The sequence below is a fragment of the Pseudomonas sp. Pseusp16 genome (assembly GCF_047324915.1).
Classification (GTDB): Bacteria; Pseudomonadota; Gammaproteobacteria; order Pseudomonadales; family Pseudomonadaceae; genus Aquipseudomonas; species Aquipseudomonas fluorescens_CD.
The window spans coordinates 1,207,659-1,231,518 of record NZ_CP168522.1; the positions used below are offsets into that span (position 1 = coordinate 1,207,659).

The 23,860-nt window shown below is 61.0% G+C and carries 17 protein-coding genes; 3 read left to right on the forward strand and 14 right to left on the reverse strand.

All coding sequences use genetic code 11. The features are described 5' to 3' along the window. Positions 1-66 precede the first annotated feature (66 nt). The 10 genes from ACEN8Q_RS05265 to glgA form a co-directional block, all read right to left on the reverse strand. Positions 67-1,134 (reverse strand): autotransporter domain-containing protein, encoded by a 1,068-nt coding sequence (locus ACEN8Q_RS05265; RefSeq protein ID WP_413704657.1) that lies wholly within the window; start codon positions 1,132-1,134, stop codon positions 67-69. A gap of 299 nt (positions 1,135-1,433) precedes the next feature. After that, positions 1,434-4,040 (reverse strand): autotransporter outer membrane beta-barrel domain-containing protein, encoded by a 2,607-nt coding sequence (locus ACEN8Q_RS05270; RefSeq protein ID WP_413704658.1) that lies wholly within the window; start codon positions 4,038-4,040, stop codon positions 1,434-1,436. Between the two features lie 273 nt (positions 4,041-4,313). Continuing rightward, positions 4,314-5,078: an endonuclease/exonuclease/phosphatase family protein gene (locus ACEN8Q_RS05275; RefSeq protein ID WP_413704659.1), complete on the reverse strand. Its 765-nt coding sequence runs from the start codon at positions 5,076-5,078 to the stop codon at positions 4,314-4,316. A 114-nt stretch (positions 5,079-5,192) separates the two neighbouring features. Next, positions 5,193-5,951 (reverse strand): PIG-L deacetylase family protein, encoded by a 759-nt coding sequence (locus ACEN8Q_RS05280; protein WP_413704660.1) that lies wholly within the window; start codon positions 5,949-5,951, stop codon positions 5,193-5,195. A 216-nt stretch (positions 5,952-6,167) separates the two neighbouring features. Then, positions 6,168-8,330, reverse strand: coding sequence for a glycogen debranching protein GlgX (gene glgX, locus ACEN8Q_RS05285; protein WP_413704661.1), 2,163 nt, complete (start codon positions 8,328-8,330; stop codon positions 6,168-6,170). A 155-nt stretch (positions 8,331-8,485) separates the two neighbouring features. Next, a complete protein-coding gene (locus tag ACEN8Q_RS05290; protein WP_413424061.1) occupies positions 8,486-8,821 on the reverse strand; it encodes a DUF2934 domain-containing protein in 336 nt (111 codons plus the stop codon). Positions 8,822-8,842: 21 nt separating this feature from the next. Then, on the reverse strand, positions 8,843-11,638 hold the full coding sequence (locus ACEN8Q_RS05295) for a malto-oligosyltrehalose synthase (protein WP_413704662.1): 2,796 nt from the start codon (positions 11,636-11,638) through the stop codon (positions 8,843-8,845). Continuing rightward, the gene (gene malQ, locus ACEN8Q_RS05300) at positions 11,635-13,713 is read right to left on the reverse strand and encodes a 4-alpha-glucanotransferase (protein ID WP_413704663.1); all 2,079 of its coding nucleotides are present in this window, start codon (positions 13,711-13,713) and stop codon (positions 11,635-11,637) included. The genes ACEN8Q_RS05295 and malQ overlap by 4 nt, the downstream gene beginning before the upstream one ends. Next, entirely contained in the window at positions 13,710-15,509 is a 1,800-nt protein-coding gene (gene treZ / locus ACEN8Q_RS05305) for a malto-oligosyltrehalose trehalohydrolase (RefSeq protein WP_413704664.1), read from the reverse strand. Before treZ ends, malQ begins: the two co-directional genes overlap by 4 nt. An 11-nt stretch (positions 15,510-15,520) precedes the next feature. Then, a complete protein-coding gene (gene glgA, locus ACEN8Q_RS05310; RefSeq protein WP_413704665.1) occupies positions 15,521-17,104 on the reverse strand; it encodes a glycogen synthase GlgA in 1,584 nt (527 codons plus the stop codon). Between the two features lie 558 nt (positions 17,105-17,662). On the opposite strand from glgA, the gene ACEN8Q_RS05315 reads away from it, so the two are divergent. Together ACEN8Q_RS05315 and nudC are read left to right on the forward strand one after the other, a co-directional pair. Continuing rightward, positions 17,663-18,475 carry a crotonase/enoyl-CoA hydratase family protein gene (locus ACEN8Q_RS05315; RefSeq protein WP_413424051.1) on the forward strand — a complete coding sequence of 271 codons (813 nt, stop codon included), beginning with the start codon at positions 17,663-17,665 and terminating at the stop codon, positions 18,473-18,475. 6 nt (positions 18,476-18,481) lie between these two features. Beyond that, positions 18,482-19,312: an NAD(+) diphosphatase gene (nudC, locus tag ACEN8Q_RS05320; RefSeq protein WP_413424049.1), complete on the forward strand. Its 831-nt coding sequence runs from the start codon at positions 18,482-18,484 to the stop codon at positions 19,310-19,312. On the opposite strand, the gene ACEN8Q_RS05325 is transcribed toward nudC, so the two are convergent. The 3 genes from ACEN8Q_RS05325 to ACEN8Q_RS05335 all read right to left on the reverse strand — a co-directional run bounded on the left by ACEN8Q_RS05325 (position 19,280) and on the right by ACEN8Q_RS05335 (position 21,357). Continuing rightward, positions 19,280-20,059, reverse strand: a complete 780-nt coding sequence (locus ACEN8Q_RS05325; protein ID WP_007974280.1) for a TSUP family transporter — start codon at positions 20,057-20,059, stop codon at positions 19,280-19,282. The two genes, nudC and ACEN8Q_RS05325, sit on opposite strands and share 33 nt — an antisense overlap. Positions 20,060-20,260: 201 nt before the next feature. Further along, positions 20,261-20,737, reverse strand: a complete 477-nt coding sequence (locus tag ACEN8Q_RS05330) for a DUF1348 family protein (protein ID WP_413424047.1) — start codon at positions 20,735-20,737, stop codon at positions 20,261-20,263. A gap of 56 nt (positions 20,738-20,793) precedes the next feature. Continuing rightward, positions 20,794-21,357, reverse strand: coding sequence for a TetR/AcrR family transcriptional regulator (locus ACEN8Q_RS05335; protein WP_413424044.1), 564 nt, complete (start codon positions 21,355-21,357; stop codon positions 20,794-20,796). A 218-nt stretch (positions 21,358-21,575) separates the two neighbouring features. On the opposite strand from ACEN8Q_RS05335, the gene pssA reads away from it, so the two are divergent. Further along, positions 21,576-22,919, forward strand: a complete 1,344-nt coding sequence (gene pssA / locus ACEN8Q_RS05340) for a CDP-diacylglycerol--serine O-phosphatidyltransferase (RefSeq protein ID WP_413424042.1) — start codon at positions 21,576-21,578, stop codon at positions 22,917-22,919. Positions 22,920-23,021: 102 nt separating this feature from the next. Here the strand turns inward: pssA and efeO are convergent, their stop codons facing one another. Further along, on the reverse strand, positions 23,022-23,846 hold the full coding sequence (gene efeO / locus ACEN8Q_RS05345; protein WP_413424040.1) for an iron uptake system protein EfeO: 825 nt from the start codon (positions 23,844-23,846) through the stop codon (positions 23,022-23,024). Positions 23,847-23,860: the final 14 nt, after the last annotated feature.

The window sequence follows — 23,860 nt, forward strand, 5'->3', positions numbered from 1 at the left end:
TCAGAGTGCCCCGCCATTACAATGCATCACCCGCAGAGCCGTGGATACTGTAAGAAATACCAGTTTTTACCAGCGCATCCGCACACCCAGACTACCAATCAAGCCATTCAAGTCGTTGTCATCCACATCGCTGCTGTAATCGGCGCTGACGTAAAAACTCACGGTCGGCGTGACTCTGGCGACCAGGCCCAGGCCCAGTTCGACGGTCGTGGAATTGCGGCTGCTGCTGATCTTGTCGACCTGATCGAGGGTCACGCTGTTGCCGGAGTACGCCGTGTGCCACAAGTTGGTCCGCACGTAAGGTTCGACCAGCAGGCCGCTGATGTCGTAACTGCCTTTCAAGTGCGCACCGACCCGGCCACTCCACGAAGTCAGATCGGTGGAAGACGCGTTGCCCGAACCGGCATACGGGGTGTCCAGAGAGATGCGCTGATTGATCAACTGTGCCTGGGGTTCAATCACCCAGTTTTCGCCAAGGCCGATGGGAATGCCACCTTCTACCGACAGTGTGACCGCGCTGCCCTCGGTGGCTCTTCGGGTCCCTTGCTCGTTGCGGCTGAAGCCGTTGACCCGACCACCGCTGGCGGTCAGGTCGACGTGCCAGCCTTGTGGTCCGGTCAGGCTCCAGTAGGCGCCGAGGCTTTGTCCCTGGAGGTTGAGCGTGTCGCTATTGGGGTTGGACATTACCGGGGTGATCTGCGTGCCGTTGTTGTTGAGCTGGAACTGGCTCGTGCCGCCGACCAGCCCGACCCTCTGCGTATGGCCGCTGGCGCTTTGCAGGGTGAAGATCGCCGGGCCTTTGACTTCGTGGGTGCCGGGAACGGCCAGCTCCAGGGAAAGGAAATCGGTTTGTGCCTGGCGAGAGGGCTGGCCGTAGAGTTGGTCCCAGGCCGTGGGCGCGGCGTCTTCGGTAGTCAGGCTGGAACTTCGCAGATCGGGATGAGCGTTGAACTGACCGGGGTACGTTACTGCAAGGGTAGACAGACTGAGCGTCGGGATGTCCTGTCGATACCACGGGGTTGTTTCTTGTTCGGCAGGGGCGGCTTGTATTTCCAGGGAGGAACACAGCAGGAGTGAACTCGACACGGTGCAAAAAGCGACTTTGATCTCTTCTGGGGTGAGTGAAGTTTTCATGGAGGTCTACCTTGCAGGCGCATGTAGCATCTCGCTCTGGCGTCTCTCCTACCCCGAATGAGGGGCGACCGAATGGGATAGGACTCGCCTCCGGCTGCCCGTTTTTACGGGAGTCCGAGGCGGGTCCTGATGGCATATCCGGGGGTAGTAAAGTGAAGTCAAGAAGAGCGAAACGGTCGCGTCAAGAGGATGGCCGATAAGTGGTAATGGTTTAAGTGCCTGATTTATGACGTGTCTCTAAGTTCTTGTTTGTTCGTCGGATCGTCAAAAAAAAACCGGGATAGAGTGGTTGTCGATCCTCACCACTTCACCCGCACCCCCACGTTACCGAATGTTCCCCGTTGCTGGGTGCTGTCGATATTGCTGCTGTAGTCGACGCCGGCATACACACTGACGGATGTCGCGACGCTCAGCACCATCCCGATACCGAGGTCGGCGGACGAGGTTCGTTGTTGGGATTCGACCTGATCGACATGGTCAAAGGTGACGGTATCGGTACCGGTAAAGGTGTGCCAGATATTGGCCCGCAGATACGGCTCAAGCGGCCTGCCGCCGACTTCGTAGCGACCTTTGAGTCGAGCGCCGACGCGGCCGGTCCAGGCGCTGTCGGAATCGAACGAGACATGGGAGATGCCGTCGTCCTGACTGTCGAGTCTGACCTTCTGGTAAATCGCCTGGGCCTGGGGTTCGATCACCCAGCCAGCAGCCACCGCGATCGGGTATCCGACCTCTGCCGATAAGGTCGTGACGTGACCGTCATTGTCGATCTTCAGGCCGCTTTGCGAGTGGTTGTCACCGTTGAGCCAGGTGTACATGGCCACGGTATCGAGATAGGCGCCGGCAGGATCGGTCAGGGTCCAGTAAACGCCAAGACTGTCGCCTTGCAATTCCACCTTGCCGGAGCGTTTGCCTTCGAAGCCCTCGTTGAAACCGTCGACATCACCTTGCAGGCGGCTGTGGCCGACAAAGAAACCACTGCGCTGGGTCTGTCCACTCGCCAGTTGTGAACTGAACAGGTCATTGCCGACCTGGAAGCCATTGAGCGAGCCGTCCAGTCTTGGCGTGACGGTGCCGGCCCAGGTCTGCTCGAGATTCTTGCCGTAGACCCGGCCCCAACCAGCGCCCAAGGCCCCGGTTTCTGTCAGCAGGCGCTGGTCGCCTTGACGATCATGGAACGTGCCCAGCGCCGTCAGGCTCAATTGTGCGGCAGCGGGAGGCACCACCGACCAGGTGGGAACCGCCTCGCGGTACAGCGGGATCGGTGCCGCGCCCGGGACAGCGGCGGGTAACACCGGGGTTTCGACTGTGACAACCCCTTCACCCCCCGGAACTCCGGGAACCCCGGAAACCTTAACAACCGGGGCGGCCACCGGTACTGCCACCAAAGGCGCCAGCGTCGGCGGCAAGGCGGGATCCGGGTTGGCGACGGAGACCAATGGCGGCGCCACAACCGAGGAGCGCAAGTACCAACTGTTTTCGCTGCCCGGTGTAATACCGCCTTTGAACAGGCGGTAATCGAAGGCACCGACCGAGACCGGGGCTTTGAGGGCAAATGCGGTGTTGTCGCTGACCGCCGTGCCTTGGGCCTGGACCAACTGGATGCCGTTCTGCTGCGTCAGTGCGCCTGTGCCACCGATGTTGCTGACCGTAATCAGGGTATTGCCGGTCAGCGTCCCATTGTTCACGACCAGTTTGTCACTGGGGGAGCTGTCATCGCCCACCGTGCTTTGCAAATGCAACTGACCGCCATTACCCGCGTAATTACCCTCAACAGTCAGGGTGTCATTGGTGCGTGAGTTACCACTGGCGAGATCGATGACCCCGCTGTTGTTCAAGGTTGCGAGCCGGCCTGCGGTCAATGGCGTAATGCTGCCTTGCACCGAGGTCAGCGTACTGCTGCCGTCGATATTGAATACGCCCGTGCCGGTGGTGGTGTCCCCCAGTTGAAAGTTGCCATCCAGGTCGAAGCGCGAGCCATTGCCCAGGTTGACGGTTTCCCAGTTGATGTACCGGGCGGCGCCCGATGAGGTGGTGTGATCGAAGGTCAGCAGGTCATTGCCGATACCGCCATCGGTGCCCGGGGTCAGCGCGAGGGTGCTTTCGGTCAGATTGCGCAAGGCGGCGCGGTCGTCGCCCGCCTGCAGGAGGATTGGCGAGCGGATGATCCCGCCGCCGTCCCAGACTAGGGTGTCATCGCCGTTGCCGGTGCGGATTTCGCCAACGATTTCCCCGCCCGTGACCGTGATGCTGTCGTTGCCGTTGCTGACACTGATATTGCCGCCGATTCGGCCACCGGAAACGATGATGGTGTCGGTGCCTAAACCCGTCACCAGATTGCCGAGGATCTGCCCGGCGGACATATCGAAAATATTGTTATCGAGTTTCATGTCGACGCGGCCAATGGTGCCGCCGGTCATTTTGGCGACGTCGCCATCTTCGAAGGCTCCGACGATGGTGCCGGCGGTCATCAGGAAGGTATCGCGACCATCCCCTTGGGCCAGGGACTGAATGGTCCCGCCCGACATGACGAAGTGATCGATGCCATTGCCCTGGCTGACCGCCCCGGTGACTTGCCCGGCGCTGATCGTAAAGCTGTCCGCCCCGTCGCCCTGATCCACGGTGCCGGCCACGATGCCGGAAGCCATGTCCACAGTGTCGGCGCCGGCGCCGAAGGTCGCGTTGCCGTTGATCCTGCCGCTGCCATCGGCGGGGAAGGTCAGGGTGTTATTGCCTGCCAAATCGCTCAGCGGGCCGCTGGTAGCGCTGTCGCAGACAAAGTTGTCGTTGCCGGCGGTGGGGATGAGTGTGCAGGCTGCGTGGGCGGGCTGGGACCAGTTCGCACACAACCAGATCGAAAACAGGCACGCACCATGACGGTACCTGGACAGGTCTGTCGAAAACTCCATGTTGCCTCCGCGATGGGATCAACTTCCGTTCCCTGGGCCGTCATGAGTGGCCAGGAATCCGGCGTATTCGGCAGCGCGAGTTGCAAGACAGCATCGGGAAAAACAGCGACCCGTGTATACCTTCAGCAACCAAGACGCTACGTATGTGGTGCAAGCCCCTGCAGACATCCGGCGGAGCATCACCAACGTAGCAGTCATTGATTCAACGTGGCTACTGTCAGAAATAACAGGTGGGGGACGATTTTTCGCTACTTCGCGCGGATTGGCCGCGATTCAGAGGTGCACTTCCACCGCCAACGGCAAATGGTCGGAAAGGTGCGTCCACGGCTTGTGCCCGAGTATTTTCGGCTCATGGCTACTGGCGTTGCGCAGGTAGACACGATCGAGGCGCAACAGGGGAAACCGCGCGGGGTAGGTTTTGGCCGGACGACCAAGGTGGCGTTCGAAAGCTTCGTGCAAATCATCGCGGCGGACCAGGGCGGCATTGCCTTGCATCTGCCAGTCGTTGAAGTCACCGGCAATGATTACCGGCGCCTGCCCGGGCAGGGACTCAAGGAGCTGACAGAGCAACTGCAATTGCAACTGACGATGGCTTTCCAGCAGGCTGAGGTGCACGCAGATGGCATGGACTTCGCTATGCCCCGGCACGTCCAGCACGCAGTGCAGCAAGCCGCGACGTTCCGGGCCGGTAATGGAAACATCCAGGTTTCGGTACTCGCGGATCGGGTACTTCGACAGCAGGGCGTTGCCATGATGACCGTCGGGGTAGACGGCGTTGCGCCCATAGGCGAAGTCGCTCCACATGCTGTCGGCAAGGAATTCATATTGCGAGGTTTGCGGCCAGTCGTTGTAGCGAGAGGAGTGGCGGTCGTGCTCGCCGACGACCTCTTGCAGGAACACCAGGTCTGCCGACGTACTGCGCACCGCTTCACGCAACTCGGGGAGGATGAAGCGCCGGTTGAGTGCGGTAAAACCCTTGTGGGTGTTGACCGTCAGCACGCGAAGTCGATGAATCGCCGCAGGCGTGTTCAATGGCATTGATTCGGCTTCCTGGCGTTTTGAATGACTGGCCACATGCACTCCACTGATTCAGGGCTGCTTATGTATGCGACTGATGCGCCAGCAGGCAGTTCAGTCTGATGGGCTGCACTTTCAAACCAGCACGATTTCATAAGGCAAACGGATACGCTCCAGCAGCGTGCGGGGCAGCAATGGCGCAAGGCCGATGGCCGGTTCGCCGTCGAGTTGGCTGGCATAGGCGTGGATGGCGTGGCTCTTGCGGGCGATGGTCCAGGTATCGAGGCGCACCTTGCGTGCACGATGCCAGGGGATCAGCTCCCGGTCCCGTGCCGGCCAGTGCCAGGCCCAGAGCGGTATGTCGTTATAGGTTGCCCCTGCGCTGGCCGCCGCCCGGGCGCTGGCGCGACCAACAGTGTCGTGGTCGGCGTTGCCGTCCTCGCGCCAGGTGCTGAACACCACATCGCCGGGGCGCAGGTAACGCGTGATGAATCGGGCGATCTGTTCTTCGTGTTCCACCAGGGCGTTGTCGGTAAACCCGCCCCGTATCCACTTCAGGCTGTGCATCGGCAATCCGAGTCGGCGTATGGCTTCGACGCTTTCCTGGGGACGGAATACGCTGAGGCGTTTTTCCGACCACTGCACAGAGCCCGGATGGCTGGCGCTGCCGTCGGTGATCGAGATCAGTTGCAGTGGGTGGCCCAGGTTGCTGAGCAATTGCAGCAGGCCGCCGCAAGTCACGACTTCATCGCCGGGGTGGGGGGCAATGAGCACTGCGCGTGCGCCAGTGGGTACCAGGGATTGGGGGCTGATGACCGGAATGCTGTCCAGTTGCGGGGCACTGTTCCAGATCTGTGCTGGCAGGCTGGTTTCACTGACGGAAACGGATTTCATGGGCATTACGTCCTTGTTCTGCTTCGCCTTCAGTCGTGCGCGATCCAGGCCCGGCAGACCCGTGAGGGCTCGTTGATAACAATGTGCGCCAAGCCAAACCCTGGATTGCCGCGCATCGAGTATTACTCATGTAACGCTATTCGTCGCATCGCGAACCTGACCAATATTATTTTTCCGCTCTACGGCAGTGGCGCCGTGAATTCCCGAACCTCGTCGCTACTCTTCATCTTCATGCTGTAACTCGAACAACAGCAACGAGCGGCCGGTGATCGAGTACTCGTGGCCAAACTCGAAGCGCTCCTGGCCGCGGATCGACGGCTGGTTGGTGTCGATCATGCATGTCCAGAAACCACCGTCGGGCACTTCCGGCAGTCGGAAATTGACGATGTCGTGATGCGCGTTGACCACCAGCATCAACGTCGCGTCGGCGCCTTTGCGGCGAATGCCGGTTTCCTGGGCGCGACCATCGAGCAGCATGCCCAGGCATCGATTGTGCGCGTCGTGCCAATGCTCGGTGCTCATTTCCTTACCGTCCGGCGCCAGCCAGGTCACGTCCTTGACGCCGATGTCCTCGTTGTAATTACCCACCAGAAAACGTCCACGGCGCAGGATCGGGTACGTCAGGCGCAACTTGATCAGGCGTTTGACGAACTTGAGCAGGGTCTTGCCGTCTTCGCTGAGATCCCAGTTGACCCAGCCGATCTCGCTGTCCTGGCAGTACGCATTGTTGTTGCCGTCCTGGGTGCGGGCGAACTCGTCGCCAGCCACCAGCATCGGCGTGCCCTGGGCCAGCAGCAGGGTGGCGAAGAAATTGCGCATCTGCCGATGGCGCAGCGCATTGATCTCGGGGTCGTCAGTGGGGCCTTCGACGCCGTGGTTCCACGACAGGTTGTTGTTGCTGCCGTCCTGATTGTTTTCGTCGTTGGCTTCGTTGTGCTTGTCGTTGTACGACACCAGGTCATTGAGGGTGAAGCCGTCATGGGCGGTGACGAAGTTCACTGACGAGTAGGGGCGGCGGCCGCGCTGATTGAACATTTCGCCCGAAGCGGTCAGGCGGCTGGCAAAGTCCGCCAGTTGCCCGTCGTCGCCTTTCCAGAAGGCGCGCACGGTGTCGCGGAACTTGTCGTTCCACTCGACCCAGCCAGGCGGGAAATTGCCGACCTGATAACCGCCGGGACCGCAGTCCCACGGTTCGGCGATCAGTTTGACCTGGCGCAATACCGGGTCCTGGCGGCAGGCCACCAGGAAACTGTGGCGCTCATCGAAACCGTCGTGATAACGCCCGAGGATGGTCGCCAGGTCAAAGCGGAAACCGTCCACATGCATTTCCGAAGCCCAGTAGCGCAATGAGTCGGTGACCATTTGCAGCACGCACGGATGGCTCAGGTCCAGGGTGTTGCCGGTGCCGGAATCGTTGATATAGAAGCGTTTGTCATCCGGCTTCAGGCGGTAGTAGGACGCGTTGTCGATGCCGCGCATGGACAGGGTCGGGCCTTGTTCGTTGCCCTCGGCGGTGTGGTTGTAGACCACGTCGAGGATCACCTCGAGGTTGGCTTCGTGCAGGTGAGCGACCATTTCCTTGAATTCGGCAATCTTGCCGCTGGCCAGGTAACGCGGGTCGGGGGCAAAGAACGCAATGCTGTTGTAGCCCCAATAATTGGTCATGCCCTTGTGCAGCAAATGCTGGTCGTTGACGAACGCGTGGATCGGCAGCAGCTCCACGGACGACACGCCGAGCTTGCGGATGTGCTCCATCACGTCATCGACCATTAACCCGGCAAACGTCCCGCGCACGTTTTCGGGAACCGAGGGATGACGCATGGTGAAGCCGCGCACATGGGTTTCATAAATGATCGTCTTGTCCCACGGCACGCTGACGCGGTGGTCGTGGCCCCAGGTGTGCGCGGGGTCGATGACCTTGCATTTGGGCACGAAGGGCGCGCTGTCCCGTTCATCGAAACTGAGGTCGGCGTCGGGGTGGCCAATGGTGTAGCCGAACAGCGCTTCGGACCATTTCAGCTTGCCGACCAGTTGTTTGGCGTAGGGGTCGATCAGCAGTTTGTTGGGGTTGAAGCGATGGCCGTTGGCCGGGTCGTACGGACCGTACACGCGGTAGCCATAAATCAGCCCGGGATGAGCGTCGGGCAAGTAGCCGTGATAGATCTCGTCGGTGTATTCGGGCAGTTCGATGCGTTCGAGTTCCACCTCGCCGGTGTCGTCGAACAGGCACAGCTCAACCCGGGTGGCATGGGCGGAAAACAGCGCGAAGTTGACGCCCAGTCCGTCCCAGGTGGCACCCAGCGGGAAGGGCAGCCCTTCGCGGATTCGTGTGGCTTCGGCACGAGGGGCTGGCGCGGCGGCTTTCTTCGGACTGGTCATGAATGCTCCTGGGTACAAAAAAAACTCGCTGGATCAGCACTGCATCCTGTGGGAGCGGGCTTGCTCGCGAAAGCGGCGTGTCAGACAACACAAATGTTGAATGCCAGACCGCATTCGCGAGCAAGCCCGCTCCCACAGGTATGTTTTGGGCCTGATCAGACCGCCGGCGGTTTTCGCGGCGCCCGGGGCTTTTTCTCGACGGCCTTTTCTCCCGGCGGGATCACTTTTGAAGCCGCCGCCGGTTTGGCTTTGGTTTTCGGCACGGCGGTCTTGCCGTTGAGTGTCTTGTCGGTGGTGAGTTTGCCGTCGCCGGTTTTCTTCGGCGCGGCTTTGCTGGCGGCGACCTTCGGTGATTTGCTTGGGGCCAGGGCTTCGGCTTCTGCCAGCTTGCGCGCCATCTCCCAGTGGCGGGCTTCCTGACCTTCGGGTTTTCCTTCGGATTCCCAGATCTGATAAGCGAATTCGCGGATGCGTTTTTCGTCGGTACTCATTGCAATGCTCCTTAACTGAACTCAAGTGCGGGTAGTTTGAATAATGAGATTGACCGGGAAATCCCCCAGCGCGGCGCTGATCAGCAGCTCCCTGTGTTCTGTGACTGTGATGCCGGAAAAAAGTCCCTTCAGATGTTCGTCAGGGACGGCGAACGGCAATTTGACCCGGGTGTCGCCCCACAGCGGCGCGTGGACCTGTGGTTCGGCACTGTTTTCCAGCAGTTCGGCACAGCGTATCGGCACAATCACGATGGCGCGTTTTCCCTCCCTTTCACGGACAAAGCCCAGTACTCGATGGGCCTCGCTGCCCACTACTTCCAGGGCCTGGTAGGTGCCTCGCCGAAACAGCTCGGCATGCTCGGCCCGCAGGCCCAGGGTGCGCGCAATCAAGGCCTGCTTGATGCGCCCGTCACGCCAGTTCGCCAGCAGATCAGTTGGCTCAATCGATGACTGCATCGCTTGCTGGCGACGGGTGTAATCCACCGGTCGACGGTTGTCCGGATCGACCAGGCTGAAGTCCCAGAAATCGTTGCCCTGATAAAGGTCCGGTACGCCGGGCACTGTCATGCGCAGCAAGGTTTGCGCCAAACCGTTGAGCGCCCCGGGGATGGCAATCGATCGAGCGGCTTTGGCGAGGGCGGCACGCAACAGCTCGCCTTCGGGGTTGAGCAACAAGCGCTGGATGAATCCCTCGGTCGCTTGCTCGTAAGCGTCATTGGGTGCGCTCCAGCTGCTTTGCAGTTTGGCTTCGCGCAGGGCCTTGCGTTGCCACTGCCAGAGGCGATTTGCGTAGGCTTCGAGCGCCGGCGATTGATCGATATCGAGGTCCAGCGGCCAACTGCCAAGGATCGCTTGATACAGGATCAACTCATCGCCCGCCGACGGCGCTTGATCGTCATTGCGCAACGGCCGGGCGAGGGTGCGCCACAGGCCGATCTGCCCGGCGTACCAGTGGCTGCGTTCGCTCAACACCGCCAGCCGCGCGCGTGAATCTTCGCCACGCTTGTGGTCGTGGGTGGCGCTGGCCAGCAGATTGTCCGGGAAGGTGTCGAGTCGCTCGATGCAAGCCTGATGAAAGTCGGCAACCGGTGCACTGAACTGCTCGGTGTTGAACCCCACGTCATTGCGTGAGAGCAGGGCTGCCGAACGATAGAACGCGGTGTCTTCCACTGCTTTCGCCGCGGCCGGCGAGGTCAGTTGCTGGAAACGCACGCAGGCATGCTTGAGGCGCTTGCGCTGACGCCCGGCCGGGCGCTGCCGCCAGGGCTCGCCACCGAGCCAGCCGGCCAGGCAGTCGAGCACCGGCCAGTCTGTCTCGCCCAGGGTTTGCCGGGCGCCGTCCATGGCCCGCTGGAAAAACACCTCGTCCTGGGCCGACCGACCAAGGGGGCTGATGTAGGTGCGGTACACCGGGAAATGCACGATCAGCGCCTGCAAGGCCCGGCGAATGGCGCCGAGGGTCAGGTCGCGGGTCATGAGGTTGTCCCGGGCCACTTGCAGCAGGGCCTGGGCGACGCTTTCGAAATCCCCGGCCAGGGAACTGCTGAGGATTTGCTGGCGGGCCAATTGTGCTTCCTCGGAGAAATCAGCGGGCCGCTCGCTGTGACGATGCCAGAGTTGGAGCAGTGGCTGCGCGCCCCGTGGATCATGTTGCAGCAGTGACAACTGGTTCATGAATTCGTAGCCGGTGGTGCCATCCACCGACCAGTCGCGATGCAGGGTTTCGCCTTCGCCGAGGATCTTTTCGACATGGATGGTCAGGTGACGGCCCGGGGACAGACGGTCGACCCGGCGCCGCAACTTTCGGCAGTAGCCCCGCGGGTCGGCAAGGCCGTCGATGTGGTCGATGCGCAATCCGTCGATCAACCCTTCAGCCACCAGCTGGAAGATCTTCGCGTGGGTGGCTTCGAACACGGCTGGACGCTCGACGCGCAGACCACCGAGTTCATTGATATCAAAGAAGCGCCGCCAGTTGATGTCATCGGCCGCAGTGCGCCAGCTGGCAAGGCGATAGCTCTGGCGTTCCAGCAGGCTGTGCAGGCGCTGGAAGCCTTCGCCGGTCACTGAGTCGTAGTTTTTCAGATGCTGGTCAATGGCCTGGGCAATGGCCGGATCGCTGACCAGATCGCGCAATTCTGCTTTCAGCGGGATGGCCAGGCTGTGGGCGTCGCTCTGGTAGCTCAGGGTGCTGAAGCGATCGGCCAGGGATTTGAGTTGTTCGGCCTGTTGTGTATCGAGCGCTGCATCGATCTTGAGCAGTTCCCCGTAATCGCAGGGGCAAACGGGAAAGCGGTGTTCGTAGTGCTCGACATGGAAGCTGCCGTGCCAGGCATCGAATCGCAAGGGCAGGGTGCCGTCCTGCAGCGCGACGCCGTAATCGCTGCCCAGAAACGGCAGGAGCAACTGGCCTTCCATCAGCGGGTCGGGAGAGTGCCACTGGATATCGAAAAACTCGCCGTAGGGGCTCAGGCGTCCCCACTCCAGCAAATCCAGCCACCAGGGATTATCACTGCCGCCGACCGCCATGTGGTTGGAGACGATGTCGAGGATCAACCCCATGTTCTGCTCGTGCAAGGCACTGACCAGGCTGCGCAGCGCCGCCTCGCCGCCCAGTTCCGGGTTGACCCTGGTCGGGTCCACCACGTCATAGCCATGCATTGACCCGGCACGGGCGCGCAACAGCGGGGAGGCGTAGACATGGCTGATGCCGAGGCGGGCGAAATAGGGCACCAGTGGCACTGCATCTTCCAGGGTGAAGCCTTTATGAAATTGCAGGCGCAACGTGGCGCGCAGCGGTCGGGTCGGCACTTGAGTCATCGATCACGCTCGGCCGCCTGAAGTCGCGCACAGGCGAGCAGTTCCAGGCGCCGCGCGGCATCCGCCCCATCGAGCAGGGCTTCGCTGTATCCGGGCAAGCGCCGTGACCAGTTCGGGTGCGTGTCGATGGTGCCCGGCAGGTTGGCCTGTTGTTCGACGCCAAGGGCATCTTCCAGCGGCAGCAACACCAGCGGCGCCCGGGTATGGCCCAGAAAACGCACGCTGGCATCGAGCACCTGGTCGGTTTCGTGGGACTCTTCGCGGAAGTTCTGCGGATCCTGGCTCAACGCCCGGCGCAGGCCCTCACGCTCGCGCTCGCGGTGCTGGCGCCATTCGATTTCACCGCTGGCATCGACCATGCCGAGCCGGGCGTTCCAGTCGATGTCCCGACCATGCCACCAGCCGTTGAGAGTGGGCAGGTCATGGGTGCTGGTGGTCGCCAGGGCGTTGTCCGGCCAGTCGAGGATTGGCTTGAAGTGAGTGTTGTCCTGCTCGAACAGCAATACCCGCATGCCGAGCATCGAGCGGGCGATGAGTTTTTCCCGCAGGCCGTCCGGCACGGTGCCGAGGTCTTCGCCGAGGACGATGGCCTGGTGACGATGGGATTCGAGGGTCAACAGACGCAGCAGGTCGTCCACCGGGTAGTACAGGTAAGCGCCGTCGGCCGGTGGCGAGCCGTTGGGGATCACCCACAGACGCTGCAGCCCCATGACGTGATCGATACGCAAGCCACCGCAATGGGCGAAATTGGCCCGCAGCATTTCGATGAAGGCACGGAAACCATTGCGTACCAGGCCTTCAGGGGAGAACGCGGAAATTCCCCAGCCCTGGCCACTGCGGTTGAGAATGTCCGGTGGCGCACCAACGGTCAGGGCGGCGAGCAGTTCGTCCTGACGGCTCCAGGCCTGGCTGCCGCCACCATCGGCACCGACGGCCAGATCGGCGATCAGGCCGATACTCATGCCGCTGGCGCGGGCGGCGGCTTGCGCACGCTCCAGACAGCGAGCGATCAGCCACTGACAGAAAGCAAAGAAGCCGATGCGCCCAGCATTCTCTTCGGCAAATGCCGCCACTTCGGTGCTGCGCGGGTTGCGCCAGGGTTCGGGCCATTGCCGCCAGTCGAGGTGTTCACCGCGGGCTGCGCGAGCCTCCTGGATCGCTTCGAAGCGACAGTGGTTTTCCAGCGCTTCGCCCGCAGCGTGACGAAAGCTGCTGAAGTCTTCATGCAACGGGTGTTCACCCTGGACGAAGCCTTCATACAGTGCCTGCAGCAATCGATACTTGGCTTCGGCAGCGGCCGGCCAGTCAATCAGCGGGCGTTCTTCCAGCGCTTTGAGTTCAATGGCCAGCCCGGTTGCATCGATGGCGGTACGCAGGGCGCGTTCGCCGAGAATGGTGCCGGGGGCGCAGTAAAGGCTGTTGAGAAACAAACGGCTGGACGGCGAATACGGGCTGTAGCGTTGCGTGTCACTGGAAAACATCGCATGCAACGGGCTGATCGCCAAAGCCTCGGCGCCCCGTTCACCGGCGACCCGGGCGAGGTCCTCCAGCGCCTGGGTGTCACCAAACCCGCCATCGCCGGGGCGGCGCAATCCATACAATTGCACGCTCAGGCCCCAGGCACGCGGGATCGGGTTATCCACGGCATCGGCCACGCTGTAACAACGGGCGGGGGCCACCGCCAGAGTGAAAGTTTGTCCGTCGATGCTGACCTGTTGATAGCCGACCGGTACCAGCCCCGGCAGCACCGAATTTGCGTCCAGCTTCAGGTTGAGCCGCGAACCGTCCTCGAGGTGGATTTCGCAAGGGGTTTGAGGCTCGAAGTAACGCGCCAGGTCCAGGCCGCCCCCCTCATCGGCAGTCATCAATGGCGGCAAGCGGTGTGTTTGTTGCACCGCCTGTAACTCCAGCAGGCTGGCGTCGATTTCCTGGGCACTGCCAGCCGGGTGGCCCAGGCCGGTCAGCACGTTGCGCAACACTGAAGGCGCGACTTTTTGCGGGCGGCCGTTGGCGTCGATCCAGTCGACCGCGAGGCCGGCACGGCTGGCCAGAATTTCCAGTTGCGCATCACTCATGGACGCTCTCCATACGGGGTAGCAAAGGGGACTGCTGTGGCGGCAAGGCTGACGAGCGCGCAATACGGAGCAAGGGTGCCGTGGTCCAGCAGGCCGGCGCTCTCTGGCGGGTATTCGAACAACCACATGGCACCGCTGTGTGTGGTGTGGTCTACGGGTTTGTCGCTGAGGTTCAGGTCTATGCGCAGTTGGCTGCCATCGCCCAAACGCCAGGATGCACTCACCGCACCATCGCCCAGCACGTCGGTGCCCAGGGCCTGGGCGCCCGGCAGGCGCGGGATGATGAGTCGATGGCGGATCTGCAGCAGTCGGCAATACAGGTCGTGCATCTCTGAATGACCGGTCGATGGCAGGACCGGGCGGGATGCTGCAAACGTCTGCGGATCATTCGGGTCCGGAATGTGTTCGCGTTGACGAGGGTCGGCAAACGCGCTGAACGCGGCGAACTCGTTACGTCGGCCCTCGCGGACCTGCTTTGCCAATTCGCCATGATGGCTGGTGAAAAACAGGAAGGGTTGTTCGACGGCGAACTCGTCACCCATGAACAGCAGCGGAATCATCGGCGACAACAGCAGCAACACCGTCGCCGCCCGCAGCGCTTGCGGGTGGGCGAGTTGATGCAGGCGCTCGCCGAAGGCCCGATTGCCGATCTGGTCATGGTTCTGCAGGAACAGGATGAACGCACCGGGCGGCAAATGCCCGCTGGGTTCACCGCGTGCAACACCATGGCGGTTGAGATCGCCCTGGAACACGAAGCCTTCGCTCAGGCAGCGCGCCAGTTGTTCGGTGGGGTTTTGTGCGTAGTCGGCGTAATAGGCGTCGGTTTCGCCGGTCAACAACACATGCAGGGCGTTGTGGCCGTCGTCATTCCATTGTGCGTCGTAACCGTATTCCAGCAGGCTGGCCTGGTTGTGTTCGTTCTCGACCATCAGCCAGACATGCCGCGCCGCCCCCGTCTGCTGGCGCACCCGTTGCGCCAGTTCCTCAAGGAAATCCGGGTCTTCGATGGCGTGTACCGCGTCCAGGCGCAAACCGTCGAAACGGTATTCCAGGAGCCACATCAAGGCGTTTTCGATGAAGAAGTCCCGTACTTCGCGACGGCGCAAGTCGATGGCTGCGCCCCACGGCGTGTGTTTGTCTTCGCGAAAAAACCCCTTGGCATAACGATGCAGGTAATTGCCGTCCGGGCCGAAGTGGTTGTAGACCACGTCGAGGATCACCGCCAGGCCGTGGCCATGGGCGGTGTCGATCAAGTGCTTGAGCTGCTCGGTTGAGCCGTATGAAGCCTGGGGCGCGTAGGGCAGGACGCCGTCATAACCCCAATTGCGCTCACCGGGAAACTGCGCGATAGGCATCAGTTCGATCGCGGTGACGCCCAGTTCCACCAGGCGTGCCAGATGCTGCTCGACGGCACTGAAGCCGCCGAGCGCACCGACATGCAATTCGTAGATCACCGCTTCGTTCCACGGTCGTCCCAGCCAGGTACTGTGTTGCCACGCATAGGCCAGCGGATCGACCACCACGCTGTATCGGTCAATATCGCCGGCCTGGGCGCGTGAGGCCGGGTCGGGCACCTCCAGCTCGCCATCGATGCTGTAGCGGTAACGCGTGCCCGCCGGGCATCGGGTGTTGCTCACGAACCAGCCGTCGGCCTGGGGCAGTAACGGCAAGGACTGTCCATTTTCCAGTTCGACACTGACGTAAAACGCATCTGGCGCCCACAACGCGAATCGCGTGTGCTCTGCGTCCAGCATGATTGCGCCGTGGGGCCAGGTCTCAAGGGTCCGTAACGGCATCTTGCAAGCCTCTACTGTTTGTTCGATTTCCCCAACGCTTTCGCCACAAGCTGCTCGTAGAGCTCGGCGTAGGGTTCGACCGCCTTGCACCAGTTGAACGGTGCAGCCATGGCCCGGCAGCGCATGGCGTGCAGCAGGTCGGGGAAGGCAAACACCTTGAACGCGCGGCTCAGGGCTTCCTGGTAGCTCTGCACCGTGGATTCATCGAACAGGAACCCGGTCACGCCGTTTTCGATGGTGTCGGCCAGGCCGCCGGTATTGCGTGCCACCGGCAACGAGCCGAAGCGCTGGGCGTACATCTGGCTCAAGCCGCATGGCTCGTAACGCGAAGGCATCAGCAGGAAGTCGCTGCCGGCGAACATGCGCCGGGCATCGGTTTCGTTAAAGCCAATGCGCACGCCGATCTGCCCGGGGAAGCGCAGGGCCAGTTCGCGCATCGACTGTTCTTCTTCCGGCTCGCCACGGCCGATGATCGCGATCTGGCCACCGGATTTGACGATGTATTCGGAGACCGCTTCGGTCAGGTCCAGGCCTTTCTGGTAGACCAGGCGTGAAACCACTGCAAACAGCGGCCCTTCGGAGTCTTGCAGGCCGAACAGCTCGCGGACATGGGCGGCGTTCACCGCCTTGCCATCCCAGTCGCCGATGCTGAACGGGCAGAACAGGTGCGGATCAGTCGCCGCATCCCAGCTTTCATCAATGCCGTTGGGTATCCCGCTGAGCAGGCCTTGCTGGGTCTTGGCGGCGAGGAAACCGTCGAGACCGCAGCCGAAATCCGGGGTGGTGATTTCCTGGGCGTAGGTCGCACTGACGGTGGTGATGTGGCTCGAATAGGCCATGCCGGCCTTGAGGAACGACATCTTGCCGTAGAACTCCATGCCTTCCTGTTGCAGCGCGTGATGGGGAATACCCAGTTCGGGGCACGAGCCCAGGCTGGTCACGCCTTGATACGCCAGGTTGTGAATGGTGAACAGCGTCGGCGTACGCTGCCCACGCCAGTGCATGTAGGCCGGGGCCAGGCCCGCAGGCCAGTCGTGGGCGTGCACCAGGTCCGGGCACCAGTGGATTTGTGCGAGGTTGGCGGCAATGTCGGCGGCCGCCAGGCCCAGGCGGGCGAAACGGATATGGTTGTCCGGCCAGTCGCGGCCGTTGTTGGCGCCGTAGGGCGAACCTTCGCGCTCGTAGAGTTCGGGGCAGATCAACACGTAAATGACCAGACCATCGGGCATGTCCATGCGCCCGATCTTGCACGGTGGCAGCGCAGCATGCCCGCCAAGCTCACCGATGATATGAATGGGGTTCTCGCTGTGCAGCACCTGCGGGTAACCCGGGATCAACACCCGCACATCGTGCAGGTGGGCCATGGCCCGTGGCAGCGCCGCAGATACGTCGCCCAGGCCACCGGTTTTCACCAGGTCGGCAATTTCCGAGGTGACAAACAACACTTTTTTACGGTTCGGATTCTGGTTGGCCGCCGGGGTCAGCATCCTGGTGCCAGGAACGCTGACGGGTTGGGTGTTTGCGGCAGTTACGGCGCTCGAATCGCCGACCTGATGAGCACGCTCTCCCTGTATTTCCAAAGCCGTACTGATCATATGAATCTCCCGTGTTGTTGATCTAATTCTTAGGTCTGGCAAACGGTGTTTCATGGCCAATTCCGCTGGCCGGGCGCAATCGCGCTACGCATCAGTGAGCAAGCGCTGCCCGATGCGTCGAAGCAAAAGGGGTGAATGAGCCGTTGCAAGGATTGCACCAGTCGCAACGCACCTTCTTGTCAGAGGACCGATCGGGATTGGAAAAAGTTTCGACTTTTTTTCCACTTTGTGACCGACCGGTTTCGTCTCAAGAAAATGAGTCTAGGCCAGAACTTAGAGCGGTAAAGGGCAGATGGCAAAATTGTTCGACAATCGGTTTGTAGCGGTACGGACGTGCCTGATCGAGGTGCAGGTGCCCCGACGAAGTGCATGTTTTTTTGCGTTTTGGCTGCAAAAAGTCACCGGGCAGTCACATAAATGTGCGAGGTGATCGGGCGGATACGCACTGTTTTGGTGCGTGCGGTGAGTCCCGCATTTGGCTGAACCGCTGCCTTACTGCCGGTCGCGATGCCTTGTTATAGTTCGGGCCTCATTTTTGCCCGCAAAAGGATCACTGGTATGTCTCGGTACACTGCGTTCAACGTCGAACTGGTCGATAAAATCGCCCATGTGCAGATCAACCGCCCGGAGAAGATCAACTCGATGAACGCTGCGTTCTGGAGCGAGATCGTCGAGATTTTCCAGTGGATCGACGAAACCGATGAAGTGCGCGTGGTGGTCCTCAGCGGGGCAGGCAAGCATTTCTCCTCGGGTATCGACCTGATGATGCTGGCCGGCGTGGCCAATGAACTGGGCAAGGACGTCGGGCGCAATGCGCGCCTGTTGCGACGCAAGATTCTCACCCTGCAAGCGTCGTTCAATGCGGTCGATAACTGCCGCAAACCGGTGCTCGCGGCCATACAGGGTTACTGCCTGGGTGGCGCCATCGACCTGATTGCCGCGTGCGACATGCGTTATGCCGCCACAGACGCACAGTTTTCAATCAAGGAAATCGACATCGGCATGGCCGCCGACGTCGGCACATTGCAACGCTTGCCGCGAATCATCGGTGACGGCATGCTGCGTGAACTGGCTTACACTGGTCGCACCTTTGGTGCCGATGAAGCACGGGACATGGGCCTGGTCAATCGCGTCTACAGCGACAACGCCAGCCTGCTTGACGGCGTCATGGGCATCGCCCGCGAAATCGCCGGAAAGTCGCCGATCGCCGTCACCGGTACCAAAGAGATGATCAGTTACATGCGTGACCATCGCATCGATGACGGCCTCGAATACATCGCTACCTGGAACGCCGCCATGCTGCAATCCACCGATCTGCGCGTGGCCATGGCCGCCCATATGAGCAAACAGAAACCCGAATTTCTGGATTGATTAACCATGATTCCTCGCTGGACCACGGCAGTACTGGACACCGATCAACCTGGCGGCTGGGCCGTTGCGCGCAGCCCCGAAGGCTTTCTGTTCGATGACAACGGCGCGTTGTTTCCCCGCGAATGGCTCAAGCGTCAGGATCTGTCGATTCTTGCCGAGCATGGCATCGGTCATCTCGATGGCGAGCCTGTCTATCTGCTGGAGCTGCGCAGTCACAGCGAGGTGCCGGGTTGCAACTGGAAAGGCCTGCGGGCGTTCATGCTGGAAGGCGATCACACGGTCTACAAGGTGCTCGGTTACGCCGCACAGATCGGCACCTGGGCCCGCGAGCACCGTTTTTGCGGCAATTGCGGGCAGGCGACCCATCAGGTGGTGCGTGAACGGGCTATGTACTGCGAGCCGTGTGACTTGCGCTATTACCCGCGCATTTCACCGAGCATGATCGTGCTGGTGACCCGCGGCGACGAGATTCTGCTGGGACGTTCGCCGCGTTTTGTGCCGGGTGTCTACAGCACCCTGGCCGGGTTTGCCGAGCCGGGCGAATCGGCCGAGGACTGCCTGATTCGCGAGGTTCGCGAAGAGGTGAGCATCGAGGTCAGGAACATCCAGTACATGGGCAGCCAGTGCTGGCCGTTCCCGCACTCGATGATGCTCGGCTTTCATGCCGAATACGCCGGTGGCGAGATCGTCTGTCAGGAAGACGAGATCGAGGATGCCCAGTGGTTCAACGTGCACGAGCTGCCGCCGTTGCCGGCGTCACGCTCGATTGCCCGTTACCTGATCGACCTCTATGTGGCGCGGCGTTTAGGCCACGCTGAACCAGTGCTGCCAGGCTAGACGCACGGTCAGGCCCAGCACCACGGTGATGAACACCGGGCGAATGAATTTCGCGCCGCCGCTGATGGCGGTGCGGGCGCCGAAGAACGCGCCGACCATCAGCGACGAGCCCATGCACAGGCCGATGATCCAGTCCACCTGACCGGAAAAGATGAAGATCGACAGCGCCGCCGCGTTGCTGACGAAATTCATGCTGCGCGCCACTCCGCTGGCCTTCACCAGGTCGATGGGGTACAGCAGCAGGCTGCTCACGGTCCAGAACGCGCCCGTGCCGGGACCGGCCACGCCGTCATAGAAGCCGAGGCTGAAGCCTTGGGTCGATTGCCACGTTTTCTTGATCGGTGCGTCGCTGTCCGTTGGCGCTTTCGGCGTGCCGCCAAACAATAGATAGACCCCGCAAGCGAAGACGATCACTGGCAGCATCTTGTTCAACCATTCTGCCGGCAGATAATGCGCGACCACGGCACCGGTCAGTGCGCCGACCAGGGTACCGACGATGGCGTGCACCCATTGCGCGGGGTGGAACAGCTTGCGGCGGTAGAAGGTGAAACTGGCAATCGCCGAACCGAAGGTCGAACTGAGTTTGTTGGTGCCCAGCACCAGATGCGGCGGCAGGCCGGCGGTCAACAGGGCCGGGGTGGTCAACAGACCACCGCCACCGGCGATGGCGTCGATGAAACCGGCAACAAAAGCGACAAGGGCCAGGATGGCCAGGGTGGAGAGGTCAACGCTGAGTTCGAAAGGCATGGGATCGGCTTATTCGGCGGGTGCAGAAAGAGGCTGCAGGGAAGGGCAGCATCTTAACCACCTGCACAACACAAAACCATTGTGGGAGCGGGCTTGCTCGCGAAGAGGAAGTCAGATCCAGCATAAATGTTGGCTGACACACCGCTTTCGCGAGCAAGTCGGATCGCCGCACCGCCGCTCCCACAATTGATATCGGTGAATCTACAGGCCCAGGTCCGACAGGCTCGGGTGATCGTCAGGACGGCGCCCCAGCGGCCAGTGGAACTTGCGCTCGCTTTCCTTGATCGGCATGTCGTTGATGCAGGCGAAGCGGCGGGCCATCAGGCCGTCCTCGTTGAACTCCCAGTTTTCGTTGCCGTAGGAACGGAACCAGTTGCCCGAGTCGTCGTGCCATTCATAGGCATAACGCACGGCGATGCGGTTGCCGGTAAAGGCCCAGAGTTCCTTGATCAGTCGATAATCCAGTTCCTTGGCCCATTTGCGGGTCAGGAAGCCCTTGGCTTCTTCGCGGTTGTAGGCGAACTCGGCACGATTGCGCCATTGGGTGTCCAGGGTGTAGGCCAGGGACACGCGCTCCGGGTCGCGGGAGTTCCAGCCATCTTCAGCCAGGCGAACTTTTTCAATGGCCGATTCACGGGTGAAAGGGGGTAATGGCGGACGAACTTCGGCATTAGACATTTCAAGTCTCCGTATCAAGTTAAAGTTCAAACACAATGTCGAGCTTGATTAAGTTGCTACAGGCCCAATAACTTTCGCGCCATGCATTGCGCATTATCGGCGGCACTGTGATCACCCATTACAAGCGCCACGGTAATGGCACCGTCGATCAGGATCAGCAGCTGTCTGGCCAGCATCTGCGGATCCTCGGCACCATATTCGGTACACAGCTCGCACACGTAGTCGAGCAGCTTCTGTTTATGTTCTTTGGCGACCAGGCGCACCGGGTCTTGCGGGTCGCCGGTTTCGCCGCTGGTGTTGATGAAGGCGCAGCCGCGGAAGCCTTCGCAGGCGAACCACGACTTGAGTACGGTAAACAGGTTGAGCAGTCGCTCGGCCGGGGTTTCGGCCTGGCCGACTTCCTCGCGGTACCAGTGCATCCAGCGCTGGTCGCGGCGTTGCAGGGCGGCCACAACCAGTTCGTCCTTGTTGGCGAAGTAGCGATAAATGCTTTTTCTGGAGACGCCGGCGGTTTTCACCAGAAGATCCATGCCAGTGGCGGCTATGCCACTTTTGTAGATCAACTTTTCGGTGACATCCAGAATGATGTCGCGTGTGTCAGTGCTAGTGATTTCGTTCATGTGGCTAACAGTAGAACGATCGTTCTCCTTGGTCAATTAATATTTTTGCAGTGCCTGATAAATGGCCTTCGCTGGCAAGCCAGCTCCTACAGGGGGAATGCGGTCAATCCGTAGGAGCTGGCTTGCCAGCGATGGCGTCATTACAGACAGTAACAAGACCCGAACCCATCGATGGTGTAAGCTCTCGGGTTCTTCGGATTCGACCCTTTGCGAGCCCTATGCCGTTGCTTTTCAAACGCTCCCTGCTGCCCAAACTGCGCAGTTTCCCGCTGACGGCCGATGCCGTCGGCATCCTCAGTGGCGCTGCCGAATTCCGTCGTTGCCTGCTGGAGAAAATCGCCAGCGCGACCCGGCGCATTTACATCGTTGCGCTGTACCTGCAACAGGATGAAGCCGGCCAGGAAATCCTCGATGCCTTGCACGCGGCCAAACTGGCGCGTCCGGAACTGGACGTGGTGGTGGTCGTCGACTGGCTGCGCGCCCAGCGCGGCCTGATCGGTGCCGGCAAGCAACCGGGCAACTCCGCCTGGTATCAGGAAATGACCCGCACCCGTGAAAGTGTCGTGCCGATCTACGGCGTCCCGGTACAAACCCGCGAACTGTTTGGTGTGCTGCACCTCAAAGGCTTCGTGATCGATGACTGTGTGATCTACAGCGGCGCGAGCCTGAACAACGTCTATCTGCACAAGTTCGACAAGTACCGCTACGACCGCTATCACCTGCTGCACAATCGCGACCTGGCCGATTCGATGCAGCACCTGGTGCAGCACGGCCTTGTGGCCTCAAAAGCGGTGCACCGCCTCGACCTGCCGAACCTGCCGACCACCCGCAGCCTGCGCAATGACATCGGTGACCTGCGCAGCCGTCTCAAGCACGCGGCGTACGACACCACGCGGGGCACCACCGACAGGGCAGGCTTGTCAGTCAGCCCGTTGCTCGGCGTCGGCAAGAACAATCCGCTGAACCGGGTGATCTGTGAGCTGATCGCCAGCGCCCGGCAGCAACTGACCATTTGTACTCCGTACTTCAACCTGCCGCTGGCGATCATCCGCGAGATCAACCGTGCGCTGGCCCGTGGGGTGAAGATCGACATTGTGGTCGGCGACAAGACTGCCAACGACTTCTACATTCCGCCGAGCGAACCGTTCCGGGTCATTTCGGCGTTGCCGTACCTGTACGAAATCAGCTTGCGCCGGTTTGCCAAGCGCCATCAGCGCAACATCGACAGCGGTCAGTTGAACCTGCACCTGTGGCGTGATGGCGACAACTCCTATCACCTCAAGGGCATGTGGATCGATCAGCGCTATACCTTGCTGACTGGCAACAACCTCAACCCGCGGGCGTTTCGACTCGACCTGGAAAACGCCTTGTTGATCGATGATCCCCATGGCGAACTGCTGGAGCCGCGTCGCAACGAGCTGACAGAGATCTTCCAGCACACCCGTCGAATCGAGCATTTCCAGAACCTGGAAACCCTCGCCGAGTACCCGATGGGCGTTGCCAAGTTCCTCAAGCGCGTGAGTCGCGTGCGGATCGAGCGCTTGCTTTACCGTATCCTCTGAGGCCTGAAAAAGCTTCGCTGGCAAGCCAGCTCCTACAGGTCAATCGCATTTTTCCTGTAGGAGCTGGCTTGCCAGCGAAGGGGCCCGCTCAGACGCTGAAAACTAGTTCAAACCCAGTTTCCCACGCAGCGTCGACAGATCTTCAGCCAGGGTGTTGACCGGGCCCACGAGCGCCTTGCGGTCGGCGTCCTTCACTTTGTCGTAGGTCTCGAAACCACCGTCACCGGTCTTGTACTTGGCCAGGATCTTGTCCACGGTGGCGAAGTTCTTGTCGACCTTGGCCACGAACGCTGCATCCTGTTTTTCGATCTGCGGACGGAACAGGTCGACGATTTTCTTCGCGCCGTCGATGTTGCCCTGGAAGTCATACAGGTCAGTGTGGCTGTAGCGATCTTCTTCACCGGAGATCTTGGTTGCCGCGACTTCTTCGAGCAGCGCAGCAGCACCGCCCACGACTTTCTCGGGCGGGAAGGTCAGGCCGGCCACGCGGGTCTGCAGGTCTTTCACGTCTTTGTTCAAGCCGTCAGCCAGTTCGCCCAGGTCATTGCTGCTCTTTTCCGAGAACAGCGAGTATTCGAGGCGGTGGAAGCCGGTGAAGTCTTCGGCCTTCACGCCTTTTTCGTGATCGTCGACGCGGGAGTCGATGGACGCATCCAGATCACTGAACAGCTCGGCAATCGGCTCGATCGACTCGTAGTAGACGCGAGTCGGCGCGTAGAGTTTTTTCGCGGTGGCCAGGTCGCCTTTTTTCACGGCGTCAGTGAATTGTTGGGTGTGGCTGGCCAGTTCATCCAGTTGCCCGGTCACGTAGATCTTGTAGTCCGAGACCGGCCCCACCAGGTCCATCGGCGCTGTCGCTGCGAATGCCGAAAGCGAAGTGTTGAGCAAACCAAGGGTCAGCATTAACGCGAGGGGTGACTTCTTCATGGGGCTGTTCCGTG

What these genes read in the sequence shown, in the direction of transcription:
- ACEN8Q_RS05265 (WP_413704657.1), bottom strand. Translation starts at nt 1,134, where the DNA reads ATGAAAACTTCACTCACCCCAGAAGAGATCAAAGTCGCTTTTTGCACC.
- treZ (WP_413704664.1), bottom strand. Translation starts at nt 15,509, where the DNA reads ATGCCGTTACGGACCCTTGAGACCTGGCCCCACGGCGCAATCATGCTG.
- ACEN8Q_RS05315 (WP_413424051.1), top strand. Translation starts at nt 17,663, where the DNA reads ATGTCTCGGTACACTGCGTTCAACGTCGAACTGGTCGATAAAATCGCC.
- glgA (WP_413704665.1), bottom strand. Translation starts at nt 17,104, where the DNA reads ATGATCAGTACGGCTTTGGAAATACAGGGAGAGCGTGCTCATCAGGTC.
- ACEN8Q_RS05325 (WP_007974280.1), bottom strand. Translation starts at nt 20,059, where the DNA reads ATGCCTTTCGAACTCAGCGTTGACCTCTCCACCCTGGCCATCCTGGCC.
- efeO (WP_413424040.1), bottom strand. Translation starts at nt 23,846, where the DNA reads ATGAAGAAGTCACCCCTCGCGTTAATGCTGACCCTTGGTTTGCTCAAC.
- glgX (WP_413704661.1), bottom strand. Translation starts at nt 8,330, where the DNA reads ATGACCAGTCCGAAGAAAGCCGCCGCGCCAGCCCCTCGTGCCGAAGCC.
- malQ (WP_413704663.1), bottom strand. Translation starts at nt 13,713, where the DNA reads ATGAGTGATGCGCAACTGGAAATTCTGGCCAGCCGTGCCGGCCTCGCG.
- ACEN8Q_RS05290 (WP_413424061.1), bottom strand. Translation starts at nt 8,821, where the DNA reads ATGAGTACCGACGAAAAACGCATCCGCGAATTCGCTTATCAGATCTGG.
- ACEN8Q_RS05330 (WP_413424047.1), bottom strand. Translation starts at nt 20,737, where the DNA reads ATGTCTAATGCCGAAGTTCGTCCGCCATTACCCCCTTTCACCCGTGAA.
- pssA (WP_413424042.1), top strand. Translation starts at nt 21,576, where the DNA reads ATGCCGTTGCTTTTCAAACGCTCCCTGCTGCCCAAACTGCGCAGTTTC.
- ACEN8Q_RS05280 (WP_413704660.1), bottom strand. Translation starts at nt 5,951, where the DNA reads ATGAAATCCGTTTCCGTCAGTGAAACCAGCCTGCCAGCACAGATCTGG.
- ACEN8Q_RS05275 (WP_413704659.1), bottom strand. Translation starts at nt 5,078, where the DNA reads ATGCCATTGAACACGCCTGCGGCGATTCATCGACTTCGCGTGCTGACG.
- nudC (WP_413424049.1), top strand. Translation starts at nt 18,482, where the DNA reads ATGATTCCTCGCTGGACCACGGCAGTACTGGACACCGATCAACCTGGC.
- ACEN8Q_RS05295 (WP_413704662.1), bottom strand. Translation starts at nt 11,638, where the DNA reads ATGACTCAAGTGCCGACCCGACCGCTGCGCGCCACGTTGCGCCTGCAA.
- ACEN8Q_RS05335 (WP_413424044.1), bottom strand. Translation starts at nt 21,357, where the DNA reads ATGAACGAAATCACTAGCACTGACACACGCGACATCATTCTGGATGTC.
- ACEN8Q_RS05270 (WP_413704658.1), bottom strand. Translation starts at nt 4,040, where the DNA reads ATGGAGTTTTCGACAGACCTGTCCAGGTACCGTCATGGTGCGTGCCTG.